General features: G+C 45.2%; 22 protein-coding genes and 1 pseudogene. 11 read left to right on the top strand and 12 right to left on the bottom strand.

Annotated elements, in window-relative coordinates; all coding sequences use genetic code 11:
* Window positions 1–36: 36 nt before the first annotated feature.
* A complete protein-coding gene (locus QUA50_RS22570) occupies window positions 37–213 on the bottom strand; it encodes an SDR family NAD(P)-dependent oxidoreductase (RefSeq protein WP_333267205.1) in 177 nt (58 codons plus the stop codon).
* A 784-nt stretch (window positions 214–997) separates the two neighbouring features.
* Between QUA50_RS22570 and QUA50_RS22565 the strand changes: the two genes are divergently transcribed.
* A complete protein-coding gene (locus QUA50_RS22565) occupies window positions 998–3,313 on the top strand; it encodes a cation:proton antiporter domain-containing protein (RefSeq protein WP_333267207.1) in 2,316 nt (771 codons plus the stop codon).
* A gap of 180 nt (window positions 3,314–3,493) precedes the next feature.
* Here QUA50_RS22565 and QUA50_RS22560 read toward each other — a convergent pair whose 3' ends face one another.
* Window positions 3,494–3,706, bottom strand: a complete 213-nt coding sequence (locus QUA50_RS22560; protein ID WP_333057289.1) for an Hfq-related RNA-binding protein — start codon at window positions 3,704–3,706, stop codon at window positions 3,494–3,496.
* A gap of 311 nt (window positions 3,707–4,017) precedes the next feature.
* On the opposite strand from QUA50_RS22560, the gene dapF reads away from it, so the two are divergent.
* Window positions 4,018–4,860 carry a diaminopimelate epimerase gene (gene dapF / locus QUA50_RS22555; protein WP_333267209.1) on the top strand — a complete coding sequence of 281 codons (843 nt, stop codon included), beginning with the start codon at window positions 4,018–4,020 and terminating at the stop codon, window positions 4,858–4,860.
* A 351-nt stretch (window positions 4,861–5,211) separates the two neighbouring features.
* A pseudogene (locus QUA50_RS22550) lies at window positions 5,212–5,745 on the top strand (hypothetical protein); the annotation flags it as partial.
* A gap of 30 nt (window positions 5,746–5,775) precedes the next feature.
* Here QUA50_RS22550 and QUA50_RS29300 read toward each other — a convergent pair.
* Both QUA50_RS29300 and QUA50_RS22545 read right to left on the bottom strand, forming a co-directional pair.
* Window positions 5,776–6,036 carry an ISAzo13-like element transposase-related protein gene (locus QUA50_RS29300; RefSeq protein ID WP_445243187.1) on the bottom strand — a complete coding sequence of 87 codons (261 nt, stop codon included), beginning with the start codon at window positions 6,034–6,036 and terminating at the stop codon, window positions 5,776–5,778.
* Window positions 6,037–6,098: 62 nt separating this feature from the next.
* Window positions 6,099–6,203 (bottom strand): hypothetical protein, encoded by a 105-nt coding sequence (locus QUA50_RS22545; protein WP_333267266.1) that lies wholly within the window; start codon window positions 6,201–6,203, stop codon window positions 6,099–6,101.
* A gap of 535 nt (window positions 6,204–6,738) precedes the next feature.
* On the opposite strand from QUA50_RS22545, the gene QUA50_RS22540 reads away from it, so the two are divergent.
* Genes QUA50_RS22540 through QUA50_RS22530 form a run of 3 tightly spaced genes read left to right on the top strand, consistent with a single transcriptional unit; the run spans window position 6,739 to window position 7,590 of the window.
* Entirely contained in the window at window positions 6,739–6,924 is a 186-nt protein-coding gene (locus tag QUA50_RS22540; RefSeq protein ID WP_333267210.1) for a hypothetical protein, read from the top strand.
* Entirely contained in the window at window positions 6,921–7,139 is a 219-nt protein-coding gene (locus QUA50_RS22535) for a DUF2283 domain-containing protein (protein WP_333267212.1), read from the top strand. The genes QUA50_RS22540 and QUA50_RS22535 overlap by 4 nt, the downstream gene beginning before the upstream one ends.
* 40 nt (window positions 7,140–7,179) lie before the next feature.
* Entirely contained in the window at window positions 7,180–7,590 is a 411-nt protein-coding gene (locus QUA50_RS22530) for a transcriptional regulator (protein WP_333267214.1), read from the top strand.
* A gap of 49 nt (window positions 7,591–7,639) precedes the next feature.
* Here the strand turns inward: QUA50_RS22530 and QUA50_RS22525 are convergent, their stop codons facing one another.
* The 3 genes from QUA50_RS22525 to QUA50_RS22515 all read right to left on the bottom strand — a co-directional run bounded on the left by QUA50_RS22525 (window position 7,640) and on the right by QUA50_RS22515 (window position 9,211).
* Window positions 7,640–7,783, bottom strand: a complete 144-nt coding sequence (locus QUA50_RS22525; RefSeq protein ID WP_333298874.1) for a hypothetical protein — start codon at window positions 7,781–7,783, stop codon at window positions 7,640–7,642.
* Window positions 7,784–8,011: 228 nt separating this feature from the next.
* Entirely contained in the window at window positions 8,012–8,674 is a 663-nt protein-coding gene (locus QUA50_RS22520; protein ID WP_333267217.1) for a hypothetical protein, read from the bottom strand.
* Window positions 8,675–8,704: 30 nt separating this feature from the next.
* Window positions 8,705–9,211 (bottom strand): hypothetical protein, encoded by a 507-nt coding sequence (locus QUA50_RS22515; protein WP_333267219.1) that lies wholly within the window; start codon window positions 9,209–9,211, stop codon window positions 8,705–8,707.
* A 505-nt stretch (window positions 9,212–9,716) separates the two neighbouring features.
* Between QUA50_RS22515 and nadC the strand changes: the two genes are divergently transcribed.
* On the top strand, window positions 9,717–10,595 hold the full coding sequence (gene nadC / locus QUA50_RS22510) for a carboxylating nicotinate-nucleotide diphosphorylase (RefSeq protein WP_333267221.1): 879 nt from the start codon (window positions 9,717–9,719) through the stop codon (window positions 10,593–10,595).
* Between the two features lie 179 nt (window positions 10,596–10,774).
* Here nadC and QUA50_RS22505 read toward each other — a convergent pair whose 3' ends face one another.
* Window positions 10,775–11,803: a C39 family peptidase gene (locus QUA50_RS22505; protein ID WP_333267223.1), complete on the bottom strand. Its 1,029-nt coding sequence runs from the start codon at window positions 11,801–11,803 to the stop codon at window positions 10,775–10,777.
* A 617-nt stretch (window positions 11,804–12,420) separates the two neighbouring features.
* Complete coding sequence (locus QUA50_RS22500) at window positions 12,421–13,749, bottom strand: pitrilysin family protein (protein ID WP_333267225.1); 1,329 nt, start codon at window positions 13,747–13,749, stop codon at window positions 12,421–12,423.
* 182 nt (window positions 13,750–13,931) lie between these two features.
* Between QUA50_RS22500 and QUA50_RS22495 the strand changes: the two genes are divergently transcribed.
* The 4 genes from QUA50_RS22495 to QUA50_RS22480 all read left to right on the top strand — a co-directional run bounded on the left by QUA50_RS22495 (window position 13,932) and on the right by QUA50_RS22480 (window position 16,354).
* Window positions 13,932–14,804 carry an ABC transporter permease gene (locus QUA50_RS22495; protein ID WP_333267227.1) on the top strand — a complete coding sequence of 291 codons (873 nt, stop codon included), beginning with the start codon at window positions 13,932–13,934 and terminating at the stop codon, window positions 14,802–14,804.
* Between the two features lie 365 nt (window positions 14,805–15,169).
* Complete coding sequence (locus QUA50_RS22490) at window positions 15,170–15,379, top strand: DUF2997 domain-containing protein (RefSeq protein WP_333267229.1); 210 nt, start codon at window positions 15,170–15,172, stop codon at window positions 15,377–15,379.
* Between the two features lie 40 nt (window positions 15,380–15,419).
* Window positions 15,420–15,806 carry a DUF1257 domain-containing protein gene (locus QUA50_RS22485; RefSeq protein WP_333267231.1) on the top strand — a complete coding sequence of 129 codons (387 nt, stop codon included), beginning with the start codon at window positions 15,420–15,422 and terminating at the stop codon, window positions 15,804–15,806.
* A 77-nt stretch (window positions 15,807–15,883) separates the two neighbouring features.
* Window positions 15,884–16,354 (top strand): ferredoxin, encoded by a 471-nt coding sequence (locus QUA50_RS22480; RefSeq protein ID WP_333267233.1) that lies wholly within the window; start codon window positions 15,884–15,886, stop codon window positions 16,352–16,354.
* Window positions 16,355–16,579: 225 nt separating this feature from the next.
* Here QUA50_RS22480 and QUA50_RS22475 read toward each other — a convergent pair whose 3' ends face one another.
* From QUA50_RS22475 to QUA50_RS22465, 3 genes are all read right to left on the bottom strand, one after another.
* On the bottom strand, window positions 16,580–16,861 hold the full coding sequence (locus QUA50_RS22475) for a YiaA/YiaB family inner membrane protein (RefSeq protein WP_333267235.1): 282 nt from the start codon (window positions 16,859–16,861) through the stop codon (window positions 16,580–16,582).
* A gap of 196 nt (window positions 16,862–17,057) precedes the next feature.
* Window positions 17,058–17,498 carry a PIN-like domain-containing protein gene (locus QUA50_RS22470; protein ID WP_333267236.1) on the bottom strand — a complete coding sequence of 147 codons (441 nt, stop codon included), beginning with the start codon at window positions 17,496–17,498 and terminating at the stop codon, window positions 17,058–17,060.
* Window positions 17,495–18,220: a DUF433 domain-containing protein gene (locus QUA50_RS22465; RefSeq protein ID WP_333267238.1), complete on the bottom strand. Its 726-nt coding sequence runs from the start codon at window positions 18,218–18,220 to the stop codon at window positions 17,495–17,497. The genes QUA50_RS22470 and QUA50_RS22465 overlap by 4 nt, the downstream gene beginning before the upstream one ends.
* Window positions 18,221–18,308 lie beyond the last annotated feature (88 nt).

Genomic DNA, 18,308 nt, shown 5'->3' with positions numbered 1-18,308 from the left:
TTGAGTTACCTTGGTAGACGTATTTCCTATCTTTACTTATTTTAACATAGTTCGGTTTTTTCGCACCGACCTACTTAAGTCCTTGAGTCTATCTTCGCGGCGGGCCGCCAGCATGAGTTTGGCTCCGCTGGCGGCTAAACGATGAGCGCTGGCTTCACCTAAACCGCTACTTGCTCCTGTAACCATCGCAACCTTGTTTTGAATCTCAGACATATTCACTCGTGTTAATTGATTAAATCGGCGCACCTAAAATCGATCGCAAATCCGCTTAATTACCAAGCGCGAGCTTATTGAATTGAAGTGGCACGGATTGACGCAGTTGCTTCGCAGCCGGCATCCGCCAATAAGGATCGCGCAGCATTTCTCTAGCAAGTAATACCATATCTGCTTGACCTGACAGTTAGGGAGCCGATCGCCTCTAGCGCAGTCTTTACAGGTGCGACGGCAGCTTTGTCAAACTTACATCCCGAATGGGCAAGTCATTTTGAGGTATCAAGATTAAACCAAATTACTTGTCTAAAACCTAAATTTTTATTGTTAGCAAAACCGGGGATTACTATAAAAAAACACAAAAGTGCCTGAGTAATTATCCAGTAGATAGGGTAAATCTGCAAGCAGGGCATGCATAAATAAAAACAATTTTAACTAATCCTTTTTACCATTCGCCGATCGGTGAACCTACACCATGAGAAAACCGCTCAATACAAAAAAGTAATCAACACCGCTCCACCCAGCCTGAAATAAATTAAAAAAAGTAACTTGATTTAATCTCTCGGCGCTCATCTCGTTGAGGTGAAACATTACCACTAATACCGCCGCAATCCCTCGATCAACTTGCCAGAGGTTAAGCTTTTTGTGAGAAGTTGAACTCTGTGCAATGAAAAAATACCTTAGTCGAGGGTGGCCGTTGTGCTTGTTCCTCAACTACTGTCAACCCACTAAACATAGTCAACACATTAGACACTATAATATAACTTTATACTTTTTTCATAAAGTTGTGCAAGAAGACTTCCGACTGATCGTTGACTTAGTTCTAGTTCTCGCTGCTGCCGCCGCAGGAGGACTCTTTGCATCGCTATTGCGACAGCCGGTAATTCTCGGCTATCTCCTGGGAGGGATCGTAGTTGGGCCGGCAGGTTTGGGGCTGATTAAAGAATTAATTCAGGTAGACACCCTGGCTGAATTCGGGGTTGCCTTTCTGTTATTTGCCTTGGGAGTGGAATTTTCTTTCGCCGAACTCCAGAAAGTAAAAGCCATTAGTTTGGGCGGAGGGAGCTTGCAAATTGTGCTGACGATCGCTATTACTACTGCAATTTCCTTAGCTGTAGGCTGGGTAGAATCGCCTGCTCAAGGCGTGTTTTTAGGGGCAATTCTGTCGCTTTCCTCGACTGCAGTTGTACTGAAATGCTTGATGGAGCGCAATGAATCCGGTACTTCCCACGGTCAAGTCATGTTGGGAATATTAGTAGTTCAAGATTTGGCTTTGGGGCTAATGTTAGCAGTTTTGCCGGCACTCAATCAGCCAGCAGAAGAGATCGGCATGACGGTAGCGTGGGCCCTGCTGCGGATCGGGTTATTTGCGATCGGTGCTGTAGTCGCGGGCATTTGGATGGTACCGCAGTTGCTGCGCTATTTGGCGAAAACCGAAAGTCGAGAACTGTTTTTGCTGGGAGTTGTGGTGTTGGCTTTAGGGATTGCGCTGCTGACAGAATATTTGGGTTTTTCGATCGAGATGGGCGCATTTGTGGCGGGTTTAATGATTTCGGAGGTGGAATATGCTGACCAAACTCTAACTTATGTCGAGCCTTTGCGAGATATTTTTGCATCCTTATTTTTTGTCACCATCGGAATGTTAATTGACCCGATGTTTCTGTGGAACCATCTAGAAGTAATTCTGGGACTGGTATTTATAGTATTTGTCGGCAAGTTCTTGATTATAACGCCGATCGTCCGACTATTTGGCTATCCGCTAAAAACAGCATTAATCGCAGGTTTGGGCTTAGCTCAAATAGGAGAATTCTCGTTTGTACTCGCTAGTGCCGGCCAAGCTATGGGGCTGGTTTCGCGCAACGTTTACCTGTTAATTTTAGGCACGACAGCAGTCACCCTGGTGCTGACTCCGTTTGTGTTGAGAAGCGTTCCCCAGTTATTGAAATGGGCGGAAAATTTCGGGCCTTTGCAGCGCTATTTTGACGAAACATCTCAACCTGTGGCAATAGCTGAAAGTTTGCCGGAACAAAATTATGTTGTGGTTTGCGGCTACGGGCGAGTCGGCAGAATTTTAGTCAAAATGCTGCAAAGCCGCAACTGTTCTGTTGTGGTGATCGATGAGTCAGAAAGTAGAATTCAAGATTGCAGAATGCAAGGAATTCCTTATATTTACGGGAATGCTGCCAGCTTGCACGTATTGGAAGCCGCGCGGGTGGAACGGGCCGCATCAATGGCGATCGCCCTTCCCGATCCCATGAGCACTCGCTTGTGTCTGAAGCGGGCTTTAGAATTAGTCCCGGATTTGGATATTGTGGTGTGCGCGAACCAAGATAAAGACATTGAACTGCTTTACCAATTGGGGGCCTGGGAAGTCGTGCAGCCGGAGTTTGAGGCCAGTTTGGAACTGTCTTCCCACTTGCTCGCTGGCATGGGGCTCTCGGCAATGGCGATCGGGCGGGATGTGCAGCAAATTCGCAGCCGCCGCTATCTGGAATTGCGGCCGCCGCGCGAACCTTTGGCGGTTTCGCGGGATTTGAAAGTGGCGGTTCGAGATATGAACAGCGAGTGGTACAGCTTGCCGTCAGGTTCTCCCATCGCCAGCATGACTCTGGAAGAAACTAACTTGCGGCAGTTGACAGGGGTCAGCGTGATGGCGATCGTCCGCGAGAATGGCGAGGAAATTGATTATCCTAACGGGAAGACAGCTTTGCAGTCGGGCGATCGACTTTTTGTAGTGGGAGAACCGGAAGAACTCATCAGTTTTGAGTTGCTGGCGAAGGGGGAAGTTGCAGTCCCGCAGGGGGACAGTTCTTGCCAGTGGCTGAGACTGCCAGCAAACAGCCCTTGGGCGGGCCAAAAACTTTCAGAGGTAGATGTGCTGACGCAGTACGGGGTGCAGGTGCGGGCGATCCGCCGGGAAGGGAAATTTACTCGCTGGCCCGACGGAAGTAGCAATTTGCAAGAAGGCGATCGTTTGCTGCTGTGCGGCGGCTTCTACGAGCTCGGCTTGATGCAGCGGACGGCCTCACCACCGGTGCCGCAACCTGCTTTAAAGCTGCCTTTGGTCAAGGCCCAAGTCAGTGAAAAGCTGTTTAGCGATTAGGGAAGTTCGGCAACGGATTCTGTAACGGATGTAACGGATGTAACGGATGTAACGGATAGAAGGAAGACCGAAGTTGGAAGAGGTTCGAGGGAAGAGGGAAGATTTTTCCCCTCTCCCACTCTCCCAATCTCCCAATCTCCCCCTCTCCCTGTCTCCCCCTCTCCCACTCTCTCTGTCTCCTCAGCCGTTGGGTTTGAGATAAGCAATGGCTGGTCGCGAGATCAGAATTTGTGTTTCTGATGGATCTAGGAGGCAAATGCAGCTATTATCCTGCCAAAAAATTCTGCCAGCTACTAAGTCGCCGGTCAGGAGTTTGATTTCCACCTGTTGTTTGTCTTTGATGTAGCTTTGTATTAAGCGAACGCTGGGCAATCCGGTTTCAAATTCAGACATAGTTCAGAAAATTATAGTCAAATATTACCTTAAACCATATTCTTCTGTTTATACCGTTTAACCCTTACTGCCGCAACTACAAGGGCGTCTACCCGATGAGGGATAAACCAGTTGGCGGTTAGTTTTCCACCGATATTCATGGAGCAATTGACATCAGCATTAATTAGATATCGCTGGGAGTTATAAATATTATATTTGTTTATATTTCACTAGAAAGGACTATAAATTGCATAAAGCTTTACAATACTGGGAAATGGGTAATTTGGTCATCAAATTATCTAATCAGTTTTAACCAAAAGAGGTTTGTTTTTATGCCGATCGAGTTTGCGAAGTATCACGGACTGGGAAATGATTTTATTCTGATTGACAACCGCCACTCGTCAGAACCGGCGATTACACCAGAACAAGCTGTGGATTTGTGCGATCGACATTTCGGGATTGGCGCAGACGGCGTGATATTTGCTCTTCCGGGTCAAAGCGACACTGACTATACGATGCGAATTTTTAACTCCGACGGTTCGGAACCGGAAATGTGCGGCAACGGGATTCGCTGTTTGGCTAAGTTTATCGCCGATTTGGAAGGGTCAGAGGCGAAAAGTCAGTACCGCATCCACACTCTGGCTGGTGTGATTACCCCGGAATTGCGATCGGACGGTCAGGTGAAGGTGGATATGGGGGTTCCCAGACTGCTGGCTGCGGAAATTCCGACAACTTTGGCTGCAGCGGATGCCAAAGTTATAGATGTGCCGATCGAAGTAGCTGATAAATCTTGGTGTGTTACCTGCGTCAGCATGGGCAATCCTCACTGCATTACTTTTGTAGAGGATGTTGCGGCGATTGCTTTAGAAACTGTCGGGCCTCAATTCGAGCACAACAAAGCATTCCCGCAGCGTACCAATACGGAGTTTATTCAAGTGGTACGTTCAGACTATGTAAAAATGCGGGTGTGGGAAAGAGGCGCGGGTGTTACTCTAGCTTGTGGGACTGGTGCTTGTGCTGCTGTGGTAGCAGGGGTGTTGGTAGGGAAGTGCGATCGGGCAACTGCTGTTGAGCTCCCCGGCGGCGTTTTGGAAATCGAATGGGCAGAAGTTTCTGGGCGGATTTACATGACCGGGCCGGCACAGCGAGTATTTACTGGTTGTATGAGTGATTAGTCATTAGTCATCAGTCATTAGTCATTAGTCAGAAAGGATTTTTTGTTGAATTAACAAGCAATAAAAATTATTGAATTCAAAATTTTTATTGAATTCTGACCAATGCCTTCCGCCTTCACAAATCATATCATGTCCGGTCGAGCGACCGCAATTTTTGTAGGGGCCTGTGAGCCAACAATACCTGCCAATAATTGACGATCTCAAAAACCCGCCGCGACGGGGATATTATGGTTAATCGATCGGACATGATATCATTGGCTGCGGACTGAAGACTGAAGACTAATAACTAAGCCTGAAATCTAAAATCTAAAATCTAAAATCTAAAATCTAAAATTAAGTAGGTGGGCTGGCATGGCTGGAGGTATTTATCTGATTCAGGACGACGACAGGCTGGTAGAAATGATGGAACAGCCCTAGGACTCGGAAGACCAGTTACAAGACTTGCTAGTAACTTATCCTAATTTGATCGCGGGAGACCAAATCGATCGGGCTACGGCGCGCAGGTGGCTGTTAATTTCGCGGGAAGCAGCAGTGGCCAGCGATGAGGAAACAGCGGTGCAGTGGTCGCTGGATCATTTGTTTCTCGACCAAAATGCCGTTCCTACTTTGGTGGATGTCCGGCGAACTCCTAATGCCGAACTGCGGCAAAAAGTTTTGGATCAGTCGATCGACTATGCTGCTAATGCGTTAGTTTACTGGCCTGTCGATTCCATTATTGCTCTGTTTGAAGCTAATTGTCGCGATCGGGATCGCGATCCCGAACAGATTTTTGAAGAGTTTCTCGGCGCAAATGCTAATGAAGAAAGATTTTGGCAAAAGGTTAAAACTAATTTGCAAGCGGGTAAAGTTCGCTTAGTGTTTGTAGCTGACAAGATTTCCGCTGAGCAATAGAAAATAAATCACTTAATGAACTACTCAGGTTGAGTACGGCTCAATAATTCCATTTGGGCAAATATTCATCACAAACAATTTGCATAGTATTTTGAAATAATCAGCCACATTTATACAAGTTTGATAAACTATATTAAGGATATTTACAGCTACAGATAGTTCCGTCTGAGTTAGACTTTTTTTGACAACAGATTTGACTAATTCTAAACTTGTAAAAAATCCGCCTTGACAAGCCCTGCTAATAGGAATAAAAAGTTGATGTTCTATAGGTTTAAGCTGTTGCACATTTAAACTCTGATACAATCATTACCATTATTTTTGATTTTGCGACCCCATATAATTATTAATTACCCTTCATTTAAGAGGCGGTGCAATAAATACTCTAGCTCTTCAATCGATGTAAAAAGTCGATTGGCCATATATTCTTTTGCCGAATGCCATCCTAATTCAATTAAGTTAGAGTCGGGGCTGTATTCGGGGAGGAATTCTCAATGAAGGTTAGGCATTTCTGTTTCAATTATTTTTAGGTACTCTTGTTTCTTGTGAAAACTAGCATTATCCAGAATAATCACGACTTCGCTTTTTTTTCGGCAAATTATGAGGCTTGATTACCTGCTGATACCCATTCATTAGCTCTTTATAAAACTGTTTTAGCACTTGATTAAAATTATATGAATTGCCTTCTTTGAGGAACTCTATCCACCTTCTTTTTTTACAGCATATTCCATGTATATGTAGTACACACAATCTTGCGATCGCCCGTGTAAGGTGCGTCGCCATCAACAATCTGCAAGTTTTATCTAATATGAAGCAGATCCGCACCCTACAGATTAACATCACACAATTAAGGCTGCTGCTGTACTTAATGAACCTGGAATGTGCTGTATCTATTGGACAAGAAAGAGTGAAACCTATTAGGTTAACTAATCATGCCCAGGAACAAGCGATTGAAATAGGTACCAATGAAGCCGAATTATTGATACCATTATGACAGGTAATCGACAACTTGCTAAAAATGTTAGGTACAAATATCAAGCTACTTTTCAGTATAATAATGATTGGCAGGAGCGGTTCTATTTTGTCAATAAAGTCATACCGATTGTTGCCTATACTGATACTGAGTTAGTTGCGATCGCAGTTTATACTTTTTCTTTTTCAGGTGAAAGTTTATGAAGATTAGTTATGATTCCGAAATTGATGCTCTATACATTAGACTTGTAGAAGGCAAACATCAGTGTCGCACTTTACAGTTAACTGACGAAATAGCTTTAAATATTGGGGAAAATGAGTTATTGGTAGGGATAGAAGTTTTAGATGCTACACAGGTTTTAGGTAGTGGAAATGTACCTAATGTAGTGCTAGAAAATATAGCTGTTACGGTAGCTTAAATAGGGAAAGCAATCGCTGCCTGTGTCAATCTAAGTAAGGATGAGTGGAAACACGCTCCGTACTTTTGATGCAAAATATTATACAGATTTACTTGTTCGGTATCAACCAAAATCGATCGCAAATGAAGCAGAAAACGAGGTCGCGATCGCTATCGCTTGCGAACTGGAACACCGCCCTATGCGATCGCTGGAGGAAGAGTTATTTCTGGAGCTTCTGATAACGCTGATTGAAAAATTTGAATCTGAAAATTATCCAATTCCTCCAGGAAATGCTGCTTCAATGTTGCAACATTTAATGGATGCGAGAAATTTGGACAAATCTGATTTGATTCCTGTTTTGGGAACGGAAACAGAGGTCGATAAAGTTTTTGTTAGCGGAAGGGATCTCGAAATAGATGAAGCCAGGAAATTAGGTGAGTTTTTCCAAGTTGATATTAGTTTTTTTCTTTAAGGGCGATCGGCTACTTGTTGAGTAGGAGTTGCTGATATTCGCTCTCCGGCTAATTAGTCATTAGTTTTAAGCGATCGACCTCCTCGAACCTTTTTGCCCAAGCTTTGGCAATATCGTCTGGGAGTTTGAGCTCAGCTATTCTATTTTGGTGCTTGTGCATCACAAAGCCGATGAAGTTGTTGACTTCGGGCAAGAATGATTCTGGAAGTTGCTGCAATAAGGGCGATCTTAATATCAGGAATAGTCATCATAATTGCCCATTGCGGTCGTTTTTATTTTAATACAATCATAACAAGCGATCGCCCTTAATTTTAGCAGTCAATAGTGGGCGATCGCATCTTTCCTAGTTTTCTAACGGCAAAGGTGAGCCGCGGCTAGTAACCTTTGCTCGCTCGTCGAAATATTACTTGGGAACACAGGACTAACTATGCTTGCATTTGGGACAGCTTAAATTCAGTTGTCCTAAATTACTTGGAGCGCGTAGCTTTTGAGAACAATTTGGACAAGCAATAACTACTTTTATAGGTTGAGTTATTGGGCTATCTGAAAAAAGTTGCTCTAAAAGTTCATAGACTTCACTAAGGGAAATATGACCATTTTCTAACGATTGCACCAATTGATGAGCATCGTCAGGACTAATTAAATTATTGGTCACTGCTTCTTTCAGCACCAAATAAAATCTTGTCTTATCCTGCTCATCAAAGTTAGACCGTCTCTCTTTAGCTTCAACTTCTCTTAACTGTTCTTCATACTCATTCAATAACTGCTTGCGTTTACCTTCATGAAAGCCACCATCTTTGATGAATCTCGATACACCATATACAGTGGCTCCGCCAACTACAGCAGCACCCGCAACGAGGGCAGCAGGAGCAGCTACAACCATACCAAGACCTGTTACGGCTGTGAAAATGGGTATGGAAGCGGTGGTTGACCCTAAAATTGCTGCTGCTGCTCCAGCTCCACCAGCGCCTAATGCAGTCACTCCAGCATCAGCAATAAGTCCCACTCCATCACTCGGATTATTCTTTAGTTCTTCAATTAGTTTGATCAATTGTTCTTTCGTCAATTCTTGCTTGTTAGACATTATTAAATCTCAGTAATTTCAGGTTGGAGATTAAGCAGTAATAACGTTACGAAATACAGTATTGAATACGTCTGCAAACAGAGAAAAGAAATGTTGAACAATTTCACCAACATCTTCACCCACGTTTGGAAATTGTTTGTCTAGTCTATGCCCAACCACTGCACCCATTACAGTAACAGTTATTCCCAATGCTGCTGCCACCGGAACTAAAACTTGCCCTAAAAATGGTATTGAAGTTATTAAACCTGCAATAGCAGCCCCAACTACAGCACCTATCCCAGCACCGACTACTAAAAATGGATGAGCCTTAACGAACTCAAGAATTTTTAGCAGCACAATTTTTCCAACAGCAAAAACTTTACCTCCAACCTTTTTTGTAAAAGTAATTAGCTGATGCAATCGACTGATAAATTCTTTGGGAAGCCCAAGCTCTTGAAGTTGCGCGTATACTTCACTACTTTTTATTGACTCAGCTTCTGCATTCCAAAGTGCAAGTTTTAAATTTGCTTGTCCTGGAGATAAATTTTGATTGTTCATCTGTAACTCCTGATACTGGCTGCTACATAACTTGTCCTACCTAATTGTAATAAAATTTCAGGATAAAGCCTCAGCGAAATTACGTAAACTTATACACGCTACAAATTTACGAGTGCGAGCACACCGCTCCGACTCGCAACTTCATAATAAAGCACTTCTGTCTGAAGAGGCTCAGGGAGTTATGCTAATTTTTCTAAAATTACTGGCTGTATCATGTTTCTGCTCGCGATCGCCCATCCACTCCATTAAAGCACCAAAACCCAATGTCAGCAACAGAATAGCCCGTTATGTAGTGCGATCGCCCAAAATCGCACTAACACCATCATCATTGTGCAACTTGCCTAAAATTACCCGATCGACTATTCTTCCTAATAGCAGTCCCAGACGCACGGGCAGTCAGAAACCGGGTTTTTTCCGAGATACTTTGTTACAGCCCGATTCTCTGGAAAAAACCCGGTTTCTTGGGTGTTGATGCGTAATTCCTATTTTAACAACCGACAAAAACATGAAAGCAATATTACCGCCTTGGATAGTTTTAGACTCCCTATTGCACAACTGGCTACTAGAAGATATCGGTAGGGGCGATCGCACAACATCGGCCTTATTTCCCGCAAACAGCATCCAGGGTACGGCTAAATGGATAGTCAAAGAAGCGGGAGTCATTGCCGGATTGCCAATTGCCGATCGCACATTTAAACTTTTAGACAGCAGCCTCAGTTTCATCCCCCAAGTACCGGAAGGGAAACTGTGCGAAAAAGGAGAAGTAATCGCCGAGATTTCCGGCAATTTCGATGCGCTGCTAACCGGAGAAAGAGTAGCATTAAACTTGGCAATGCGTTTGAGCGGCATCGCTACTTTAACTAAAAAATATGTTGACAAAATTGCCGATTTGCCTGTGCAATTAGTCGATACGCGCAAGACAACGCCGGGATTGAGATTGTTGGAAAAATACGCGACTCAAATCGGGGGTGCTTGCAATCACAGGATGGGATTGGATGACGCGGTGATGGTGAAAGACAATCACATTGCCGCGGCTGGGGGAATTGCAGAGGCGATCGCCCTAATTCGCAATTCTATCCCCTATCCGCTGACAATCGAAGTTGAAACCGAAACTCTGGCTGAAGTAGAAACAGCATTGCAGCACAAAGCAGATATTATCATGTTAGATAATATGTCCTGTGATTTGATGCGGCAGGCAGTGGCAATAATTCGCCAAAAGAGCGATCGGGTGAAAATCGAAGCTTCCGGCAATGTTACTTTAGAAACAATTAGAAGTGTAGCCGAAACCGGAGTTGACTATATTTCTACTAGCGCTCCGATTACGCGATCGACTTGGCTGGATTTGAGCATGAAAATTCAGAGACAGGTGACAATGGACAGTTGACAGTTGTCGTAAGAGCTTTTGCATGAATCTTCGAGCGATAGGTGAACCGCAGATGCTAGGCAGATAAACACAGATAAACGCAGATAATTTCAAGATAATTTATTGTCTGAACAGTATTGACTAAAGATAAATATCAACTATCAACTGTCAACTATCAACTGTCAACTCTCAACTGTCAATTACTTCGAGATAAAATGAACCCAAAAATGCCCGTCAGGTATACAGAGGCTGCGGATTAAGCGGTAAGTATAGTGCAAGTAAGCACCGCTGACACTTGTATCGTAGCCAGTTCGGAACCACTCGCCATAGGGATCGTGAACGAAGAATCCCTCGCTGTCGTAGCCGGCGGCAACTATAATGTGACCGAAAGACGTGAAGTATCCGTGGATGACAGCGGGATTTCCGCTGGCTAGCCAATCTTGAACGTCATCAATAGTTGCATTCTCGGTAAAGAAATCTTGAGCGCCGTAATCTCTAACAATTTTTGCTAAATCGTAGGGATCCCAACGACTGTAACCTTTGGCGATCGCATATTCGTAGAGTTCGTCTTCATATTGCCCAGTTTGTTTGCGCCGCGGCACCTTCAAAAAGTCCAGACACATCGCTAATGAAGTTACATTGCAAGAACCTGTAGGATTGTTCAAGTTATCCATTTGCGATAGATAAGGAATGCCAAGCCTGACAGTTGGGGGATTCGGTTTCGGAACAAGCAGAATGCTGTCTTGAGTAATTTGAGCGTGCCCTCCGAAAACATACCAAACCCCTGAACCTTTGAAAGACTCGTTGCGGAGAGCAACTCTGATGTGACAGCGAGCCGGAGCAAAAGCCAGGATCTCCAACTCTTTTCCGGCTGGTATTACTTGTTTTTCTGAGTCCTGAAGTTGAGAAGACGCCACCGGTTTTGATTTAAAAATGGTGTCTCTGAGCGTTTTCAGGATCAGGGGCTGTGTGGGAATGTCCTCTGGTTTGGTTTCGATCAGCTTTTTGGCTGTGACTGCTCCCAAAAAACCCGCTTCGCCGCACTTCATCAGAGTTTGAAATCGGTGGAGGGTGGCGGTAGAAAGAGGGCCAAAAATTCCGTCTACAGGAGGCTTCAGTAAACCTAGGTCAATGAGGCGACTTTGAATTTGGCCACTGAGTTCGTCGTCTGCAGCGATTGCTTTGGCATCGTACCTAATGTTTGAGTTGAGAAAATTTTGTAATTTCATGCTTGCGTGCCCTGTCAGTCGATTTTAGATTTTAGATTTTAGATTTTAGATTTGACAATTACGACCGCAGATAAATCAGGTGGCCCCAGACCAAATTGCTTGATTGTCAATAATTCCCTGTTTATCGTCTCATAAAATTACGGTGATTTTACCGCTCGATCGATTTTAAATTTTAGATTTTAAATTTTAGATTTTAAATTTTAGATTTTAGAATTACGATCGCCAATAAACCCGGTTTTCCTAGACTCAATTGCTGGCTCATCAATAATTCCCTGTTTATCGTCTCATAAAATTACGGTAATTTTGCCGATCGATCGATTTTAGATTTTAGATTTTAGATCGACCAGGTTTCCCTCGACTCAATTGCTGGCTCGTCAATAATTCCCAGTTTATCGTCTCATAAAATTACGGTAATTTTGCCGATCGCCCGTACCTTAAAGGCTTCATATTAATTATTTGATACAAAACCTTCAAGGCGCGCGCCGATCGAATTTCACGCACTATTGACTAAAAATCTCTGATGCCCATTGACATGGTTTCGGCAGAATGCCAAATGCCGTTGGATGGCTCAAAAGCAGAGGAATGGCAGAATTCCCCTGTTGAGGCGATCGTCCGATTTATGCTTCGTCGGGGCGAATTACCACAACACCCATCGCGTCGGGAGACAGATATTTGACGGCGGCTTCTCGGAGATTCTGTGCAGTCTGAGCTTGGATGCAGGCGGCATAGTTGAGGGCGGGAGCGATATCTCCTACCATCGACTGATAGTAACCGTACAAACTTGCTCGATCGCTCGGAGTTTCGTTACCAAAGATAAACCGATTGGCTACTTGGGTGCGGATGCGGGAAATTTCGGCATCTGTCACCAGTTCAGTTTGCAGAGTGCGGATGTGTTGGACGATGGCTGCTTCCACTGCTGCCAAGTTTTCTGTCGGCAGTTGAGCGGAAATTGAGAAGACGCCACCGAGTCGCTGAGTCATGTTGCTGACCGAAATTGACGAAACTAGCCCTTTTTCTTCGCGCAAATCCTGAACCAAGCGAGTTGTGCGGCCGTGACCCAATATTGTCGCCAAAACGTCCAGGGCGTAAGTTTCGGACAGTTCCGCGAAACCTGGCACTCGCCACATCACTACCAGTCGGGCTTGTTGAAGGGCAGAGTCTACAAATTCGCGGCGGACTGTTTCTGTAAACGGCGATTCTTGCCCGTAGTTGAGGGTTTGGGATTCTGGGTGAAAGTTGCCGACAGCAGGCACATTTATTGTGTTGTTTTGTGCTGTGCTTTTTGCTGCAAAACTGTCTGCGACAATTTCTATTAGTCGATCGACTGGCAAATTGCCGACAGCTACGGCTGTCATCGCCCCTGGGTGATATCTGCTGCTGTGGAAATCCCGCATTTGTTGGGCCGTCAACTGTTCGATTACGGCAGTCGGGCCGAGTACCGGTCGCTTGTAGGGCAGGACTTCAAACGCTAATTCCATCGATCGCTGATAGGTACGGCGGCGGGGATTGTCTTCGGATCGTCTAATTTCTTCTAAGACTACCAGCCGTTCGCGATCGAAGGCGTCGTCGGGAATGCTGGCGTTGAGCAAGACATCGACTTGCAGGGGAGCTAGTTCGGCAAAATCTTTAGGAGCTGTGGTGATGTAATAGTTAGTGTAATCTTGGCTGGTGGCAGCATTGGTGAGGGCGCCGCGTTGCTCGATCGCGCGCTCAAATTCGCCGCTGGGAATGCTGGGAGTTCCCTTAAAAATCATGTGTTCTAAAAAGTGAGCCATGCCGTTGATGTCGTCTGGTTCGACGGCTGAGCCTAAATTGAGCCACACGCTGAGGTTAACAGCATCGACCGGCAAGTGTTCGGCTATAACGGTGAGGCCGTTGGGGAAATGGCGGATTGTTGGGGCGTTGAGGGGCGATCGGGATGCGGATTTGAGTAGGGTGGATGTCATTGCGCTTTTAAATTTATCTTGTTCTTTATATCTTAAAGGGTCATCCGATTTTAGATTTTAGATTTTAGATTTTAGATTGATCCCACGGCTGATGGTTGGTGGCAATGTTGTCGGGGGCGATCGCGAGCGTTAATTTATCCTAATAGTTGCCTAATTCCTCAGTTTTTTTGTGATAGCAAAAGATGGAAAATCGAAGATGGAATAAAAACTTAATATTTCCCCAAGCAGCTTTTCAACGATTTTGGCGATCGACTTCGGGGAAAATCGGCTTAATTTTGACTGTAGCGCTGACGATCGCGGCACTGTTGGCCCCCCTACTTTCCCCTTACGATTCGGCGGTCGATCGAGATTATTTGTCGCGCTTAGTGGCTCCTAGCGCTAAACATTGGTTTGGCACCGACGGTTTGGGGCGAGATTTGTTGGTGCGGGTGTGGCACGGATTGGGGATATCTTTACTCGTCAGCCTGGTTTCTGTGGGTGCGGGTTTAATTGTGGGAACGCTTTTGGGGCTGGTGGCGGGGTATTTTCGGGGGTTGCTGGAAATGGCGATCGGCACCTTGGCGGATATTTTGCTAGCTTTTCCTTCGATTTTACTGGCGATCGGCGTTGTTACCGTCACCGGGCCGAGCCTGCAAAGCGTAATTATCGCCGTCAGCCTCGTGCAAATTCCGATTTACATCCGTTTAACTCGCAGTATGGTGCTGTCCCTGCGGGAACAAGAATTTGTTTTGGCCCTCAAGGCCTTGGGCGCCAGCGACTTGCGGATTATTTTTCGCCACATTTTGCCGGGAAGTCTGGCGCCTCTAGTTGTACAAGCAACTCTTTCGACTGGTACCGCGACACTAGAAGCTGCCGGTTTAGGTTTTTTGGGTTTGGGCGCACAGCCGCCCGCCCCTGAGTTGGGGACGATGCTTTCTGATGCTTTTAAGGGCGGATACGCTCTTTCGTCTCCTTGGACGATCGTGTTTCCAGGTTTGCTGATTACCTTGACAGTTCTGGGTTTCAACCTTTTAGGCGACGGTCTGCGAGACGTTTTAGACCCCAGAGGGAATTAGAGGGGAAGTGGGGAATTTATACTTTTGCCTTTTGCCTTTTACCTTCTGCCTTCTTCTCTCTGCGCCCTCTGCGCCCTCTGCGGTTCATCCCCTCTTCCTTCTTCCTCACTCTAAAATCTAAAATCTAAATATAGAGTGACTTGACTGCTGTCACGATCTACGCGAAACTTTACATACAACTGATGTATTGCTTCTACATATTAATAAGTTCTGTTAAGTTGTGACTCAAAACCTATCAATTAGTCAAAATTGATATAGCGCTTTGTCAGTCAGCCAACTCTCAAGAAGCTACTTCAGGAGGCATCGTCCCTGGCTTGCTGGTGTCGGTGTCTGTTCTCAATATTCCTATTCAGTCAGCCCGGATTATGGAAACACTAGAGTTTGTGATCTATCCAGATGGCCGCGTACAGGAAACAGTCACCGGCATTGTCGGTGCTTCCTGCGCTGAGGTAACGGCTGCAATTGAAGCTCAGCTCGGCGTGGTGCTTCATCAAGAGTCAACATCTGAATATTTCACGCAACCGCTGCATCAGTCAGCCGAAGCGACAGCCCAAGTGGCTTTTAGCGATTGGTAATTTTTTTTGTTGAGTTCACTTAAATTTTTTTGGAATCACCATGTCACACTTTAGCCAAATTAAGACCCAGATCCGCAATTTGAATTCTTTGGAAGCTGCTTTAACTGACTTGGGTATCGACTGGAAGTCGGGCCCGACAGAGGTGCGCGGCTATCGCGGCCTAACCAGCACCGCTGAGGTGGTGATTGAGCAAGAAAACGGCTACGACGTAGGTTTTAGCTGGAACGGGACTGAGTATGAATTGGTGGCTGACTTGCAGTTTTGGCAGCAAGCTTGGTCTGTAGACCGTTTTCTGAATAAGGTGACTCAGCGCTACGCTTACCATACTGTGGTGAATGAAAGCGCCAAGCAGGGTTTCCAAATTTCTGAGCAAAAGCAAAATCAAGACGGTTCGCTCCGCTTGGTGGTGCAACGCTGGTGCGCTTAATAATTTTTCGAGATTTTTGCAATCTTGTTTCTTCAAAGTCCGCGCAGGCGGACTTATTTACTATTGTGGGGGTCTAAATGTCTCAGCTTTCTGGACTCGGAATAGATACAGCAATCGATCGCTCTGGTTTAGAGCCGGAGTTGGGGGGATTTTTGCGGGATGCGCCCGATCGCTCTGGTTTGGAACCGGAATTGGGTGGCGTGTTGCGCCAAAAAGGTGTCTATGTTGATGAGATTACCTGCATTGGCTGCAAGCACTGCGCTCACGTTGCTCGCAATACTTTTTATATTGAACCGGATTACGGTCGATCGCGCGTAGTTCGACAAGACGGGGATTCTGAAGAGTTGATTGCTGAGGCGATCGACACTTGTCCGGTGAATTGCATTCACTGGGTTGATTACACCGAACTCAAGAATCTGGAAGAAGAACGCAAGGATCAGGTGATTCCTGTCGTTGGCTTTCCCATTGAGTATGCGACGATTCCGGCCCGCGGTCGCCAGCGGAAACAAGCTAAATTGGGCGATCGTAAGTTCAAAGGTAGCCCTTGAAATCCCCAATTCCCATCCGCAGCTTGAAACCTGTGGCTCAAACAACAAAAACAGCCCGCGCGGGCTGTTTTCTGTATACATTGTATAATACAAGCTTAGGAATGAGAATTAAATAACTTCCACTCTTGAAAGTGGGATGGGCGTCGGGCCCGTCCACTCATGACGGGCTATAAGAGCCCATCCCACAATAACAATTAAAATTGTAAGTTATTTAATTCGCGCTCCTTATTTGAGAGGATGGTGTTCAGCGAGAATTTTCTCAACTCTAGCTTCGTCGATTCTGGCAGTTAATGTTGTTGCCTCGTTGTTATCCCGAATCGTTTTTGCTAAAGTAAAAGACGAGCCGATTGAAAAAGTTAAACCCATACCCATAAAAGCTTTCTGCCAGGGGTCTACCTGTAAATAAATGATACCTACAGTAGTTGCGGAAATGGCAACAATAAAAGAAACCCAGCACTGAAGTATCCAAGCATTAGTATCTTTTTGGCGTATGATTTGTTTCTGCATAGTGCCTCTAAGTCAAATATATCTTTTGGTTGATTAACTTAAAGAATAGATAGCGTGAGTGAAGCGGTCAGGAGAGGAAGGGACAGTTTCGATACGTGAACAGTGCGATCGGGCTTTTTACTAAAAATTAGAACGCTGTAGATAGGGTTTGAGGCTCAAGGAAGACTCGCAACGAGTGGACAGTTTGAAAACTGGACTAAGGGAGATGGATTTGGGATGTGGTTTTAGGGAACATTTTCAAAAGTTCTTTTTGGTTCTTGCAGGGCTTTACCAAACCCGACTGGTGCACCTTAGCGATGAAAGGTGCTTGATTCCCCCGAATAAATCTTTGCATATTTTCTAAGGCATTTACAAAAGCTTGTGCCATTACAACTCCACGAACATTGCCGTCCACCAATGCAAAAAGCCGTACATTGCCTTCAGCCACGGCTTCTAACTCCAAAGAACGGTTAGCGATGTTCTTGTCCTTTGTTAATACCACCCAATTGTGTTCTCCAACTATCCTCAGCCAATCCTTATCCTCGATATCTTGCTTAAAATGATCGTCGTGAATTTTTACTGTAGCCCCCACATTTCGTAGTGAATCTGCCACCAGTTTCTTTCCTAAACATCTGTCTATGAAAAATATCTCATTCATGCTGCTACTAGCGGAAGTTCGCAGCGAATACCTTCCTCTATTTGGAGCCGATCGCAATTGTAGTCTTCGGCAAGTTCATCGATGGAATCCCCAGCTTTGTAACGTTCCGCCAGTATAGCTGTGGGAATGCCAGTTCCAGCTAAAACAGGGCGACCAAAGGATATTCTGGGGTCAATCATCACTGTTTTAGGTTCGTCGGAACCTGATAGCTTCGTGAAAGGGAAGAGTTTGAGGGGTAATCCAGCTTCATCTCGTACAATGCGATCGAAATAAGTTTTTAGAATCTGCCTTGCTTCCTGTTCCCTGTCGGATGCTGCAAGCTTCTGTCCGAATCTCTCAAACAAAAGAGCTATTCCCTCGATTTGAAACTCTCTTCCAGCATATAATTTAGGAGTAGAAAGATGATGGTTGATGTAGTCGAGTTCAGTGCTAAGTTGTTTTCGGGAGAAGCCAGTAGCCTTAAAAATGGCAATCAAGACATGAGCCTCTACCAAATTTGTGAAAGAAAGTAGTGTAGTTTTGGACTGGGGAAGCAGTTCAAAATTATTGGGGTGAGGTAACTTAATCAGTGGCTCAAAGAAGCGCTTGTCCGCTTTTGTTTTCGAGAACCAGCCACCAACCCAATCTCGCAACCTATCCTTCCGCAGCCTGAGATATTGCGCTGCTTGAGGGATAGAATATATAGGAATCTCGCGCGGATCGAAGTTGTTAGTATCAAGCATAGCAGTTGTCCTAATCCTAAATACTTATATGTTTGCACAGTTCGCGGGCGATCGCAAAAATCTCTCCCTTCAATACCCAGATACCCGA

This window comes from Microcoleus sp. M2_D5, assembly GCF_036701935.1.
Classification (GTDB): Bacteria; Cyanobacteriota; Cyanobacteriia; order Cyanobacteriales; family Microcoleaceae; genus Microcoleus.
This window is presented reverse-complemented; position numbering and strand designations above follow the sequence as displayed.

Excerpts from the sequence above, each read along its gene's own strand:
- QUA50_RS22560 (WP_333057289.1), bottom strand. The coding sequence starts at position 3,706 with ATGTCTGAATTTGAAACCGGATTGCCCAGCGTTCGCTTAATACAAAGC.
- QUA50_RS22500 (WP_333267225.1), bottom strand. The coding sequence starts at position 13,749 with ATGACATCCACCCTACTCAAATCCGCATCCCGATCGCCCCTCAACGCC.
- nadC (WP_333267221.1), top strand. The coding sequence starts at position 9,717 with ATGAAAGCAATATTACCGCCTTGGATAGTTTTAGACTCCCTATTGCAC.
- QUA50_RS22515 (WP_333267219.1), bottom strand. The coding sequence starts at position 9,211 with ATGAACAATCAAAATTTATCTCCAGGACAAGCAAATTTAAAACTTGCA.
- QUA50_RS22535 (WP_333267212.1), top strand. The coding sequence starts at position 6,921 with ATGAAGATTAGTTATGATTCCGAAATTGATGCTCTATACATTAGACTT.
- QUA50_RS22465 (WP_333267238.1), bottom strand. The coding sequence starts at position 18,220 with ATGCTTGATACTAACAACTTCGATCCGCGCGAGATTCCTATATATTCT.
- QUA50_RS22530 (WP_333267214.1), top strand. The coding sequence starts at position 7,180 with ATGAGTGGAAACACGCTCCGTACTTTTGATGCAAAATATTATACAGAT.
- QUA50_RS22505 (WP_333267223.1), bottom strand. The coding sequence starts at position 11,803 with ATGAAATTACAAAATTTTCTCAACTCAAACATTAGGTACGATGCCAAA.
- QUA50_RS22470 (WP_333267236.1), bottom strand. The coding sequence starts at position 17,498 with ATGAATGAGATATTTTTCATAGACAGATGTTTAGGAAAGAAACTGGTG.
- QUA50_RS22570 (WP_333267205.1), bottom strand. The coding sequence starts at position 213 with ATGTCTGAGATTCAAAACAAGGTTGCGATGGTTACAGGAGCAAGTAGC.
- QUA50_RS22495 (WP_333267227.1), top strand. The coding sequence starts at position 13,932 with ATGGAAAATCGAAGATGGAATAAAAACTTAATATTTCCCCAAGCAGCT.
- QUA50_RS22490 (WP_333267229.1), top strand. The coding sequence starts at position 15,170 with ATGGAAACACTAGAGTTTGTGATCTATCCAGATGGCCGCGTACAGGAA.
- QUA50_RS22485 (WP_333267231.1), top strand. The coding sequence starts at position 15,420 with ATGTCACACTTTAGCCAAATTAAGACCCAGATCCGCAATTTGAATTCT.
- QUA50_RS22540 (WP_333267210.1), top strand. The coding sequence starts at position 6,739 with ATGACAGGTAATCGACAACTTGCTAAAAATGTTAGGTACAAATATCAA.
- QUA50_RS22520 (WP_333267217.1), bottom strand. The coding sequence starts at position 8,674 with ATGTCTAACAAGCAAGAATTGACGAAAGAACAATTGATCAAACTAATT.
- dapF (WP_333267209.1), top strand. The coding sequence starts at position 4,018 with ATGCCGATCGAGTTTGCGAAGTATCACGGACTGGGAAATGATTTTATT.
- QUA50_RS22480 (WP_333267233.1), top strand. The coding sequence starts at position 15,884 with ATGTCTCAGCTTTCTGGACTCGGAATAGATACAGCAATCGATCGCTCT.
- QUA50_RS22475 (WP_333267235.1), bottom strand. The coding sequence starts at position 16,861 with ATGCAGAAACAAATCATACGCCAAAAAGATACTAATGCTTGGATACTT.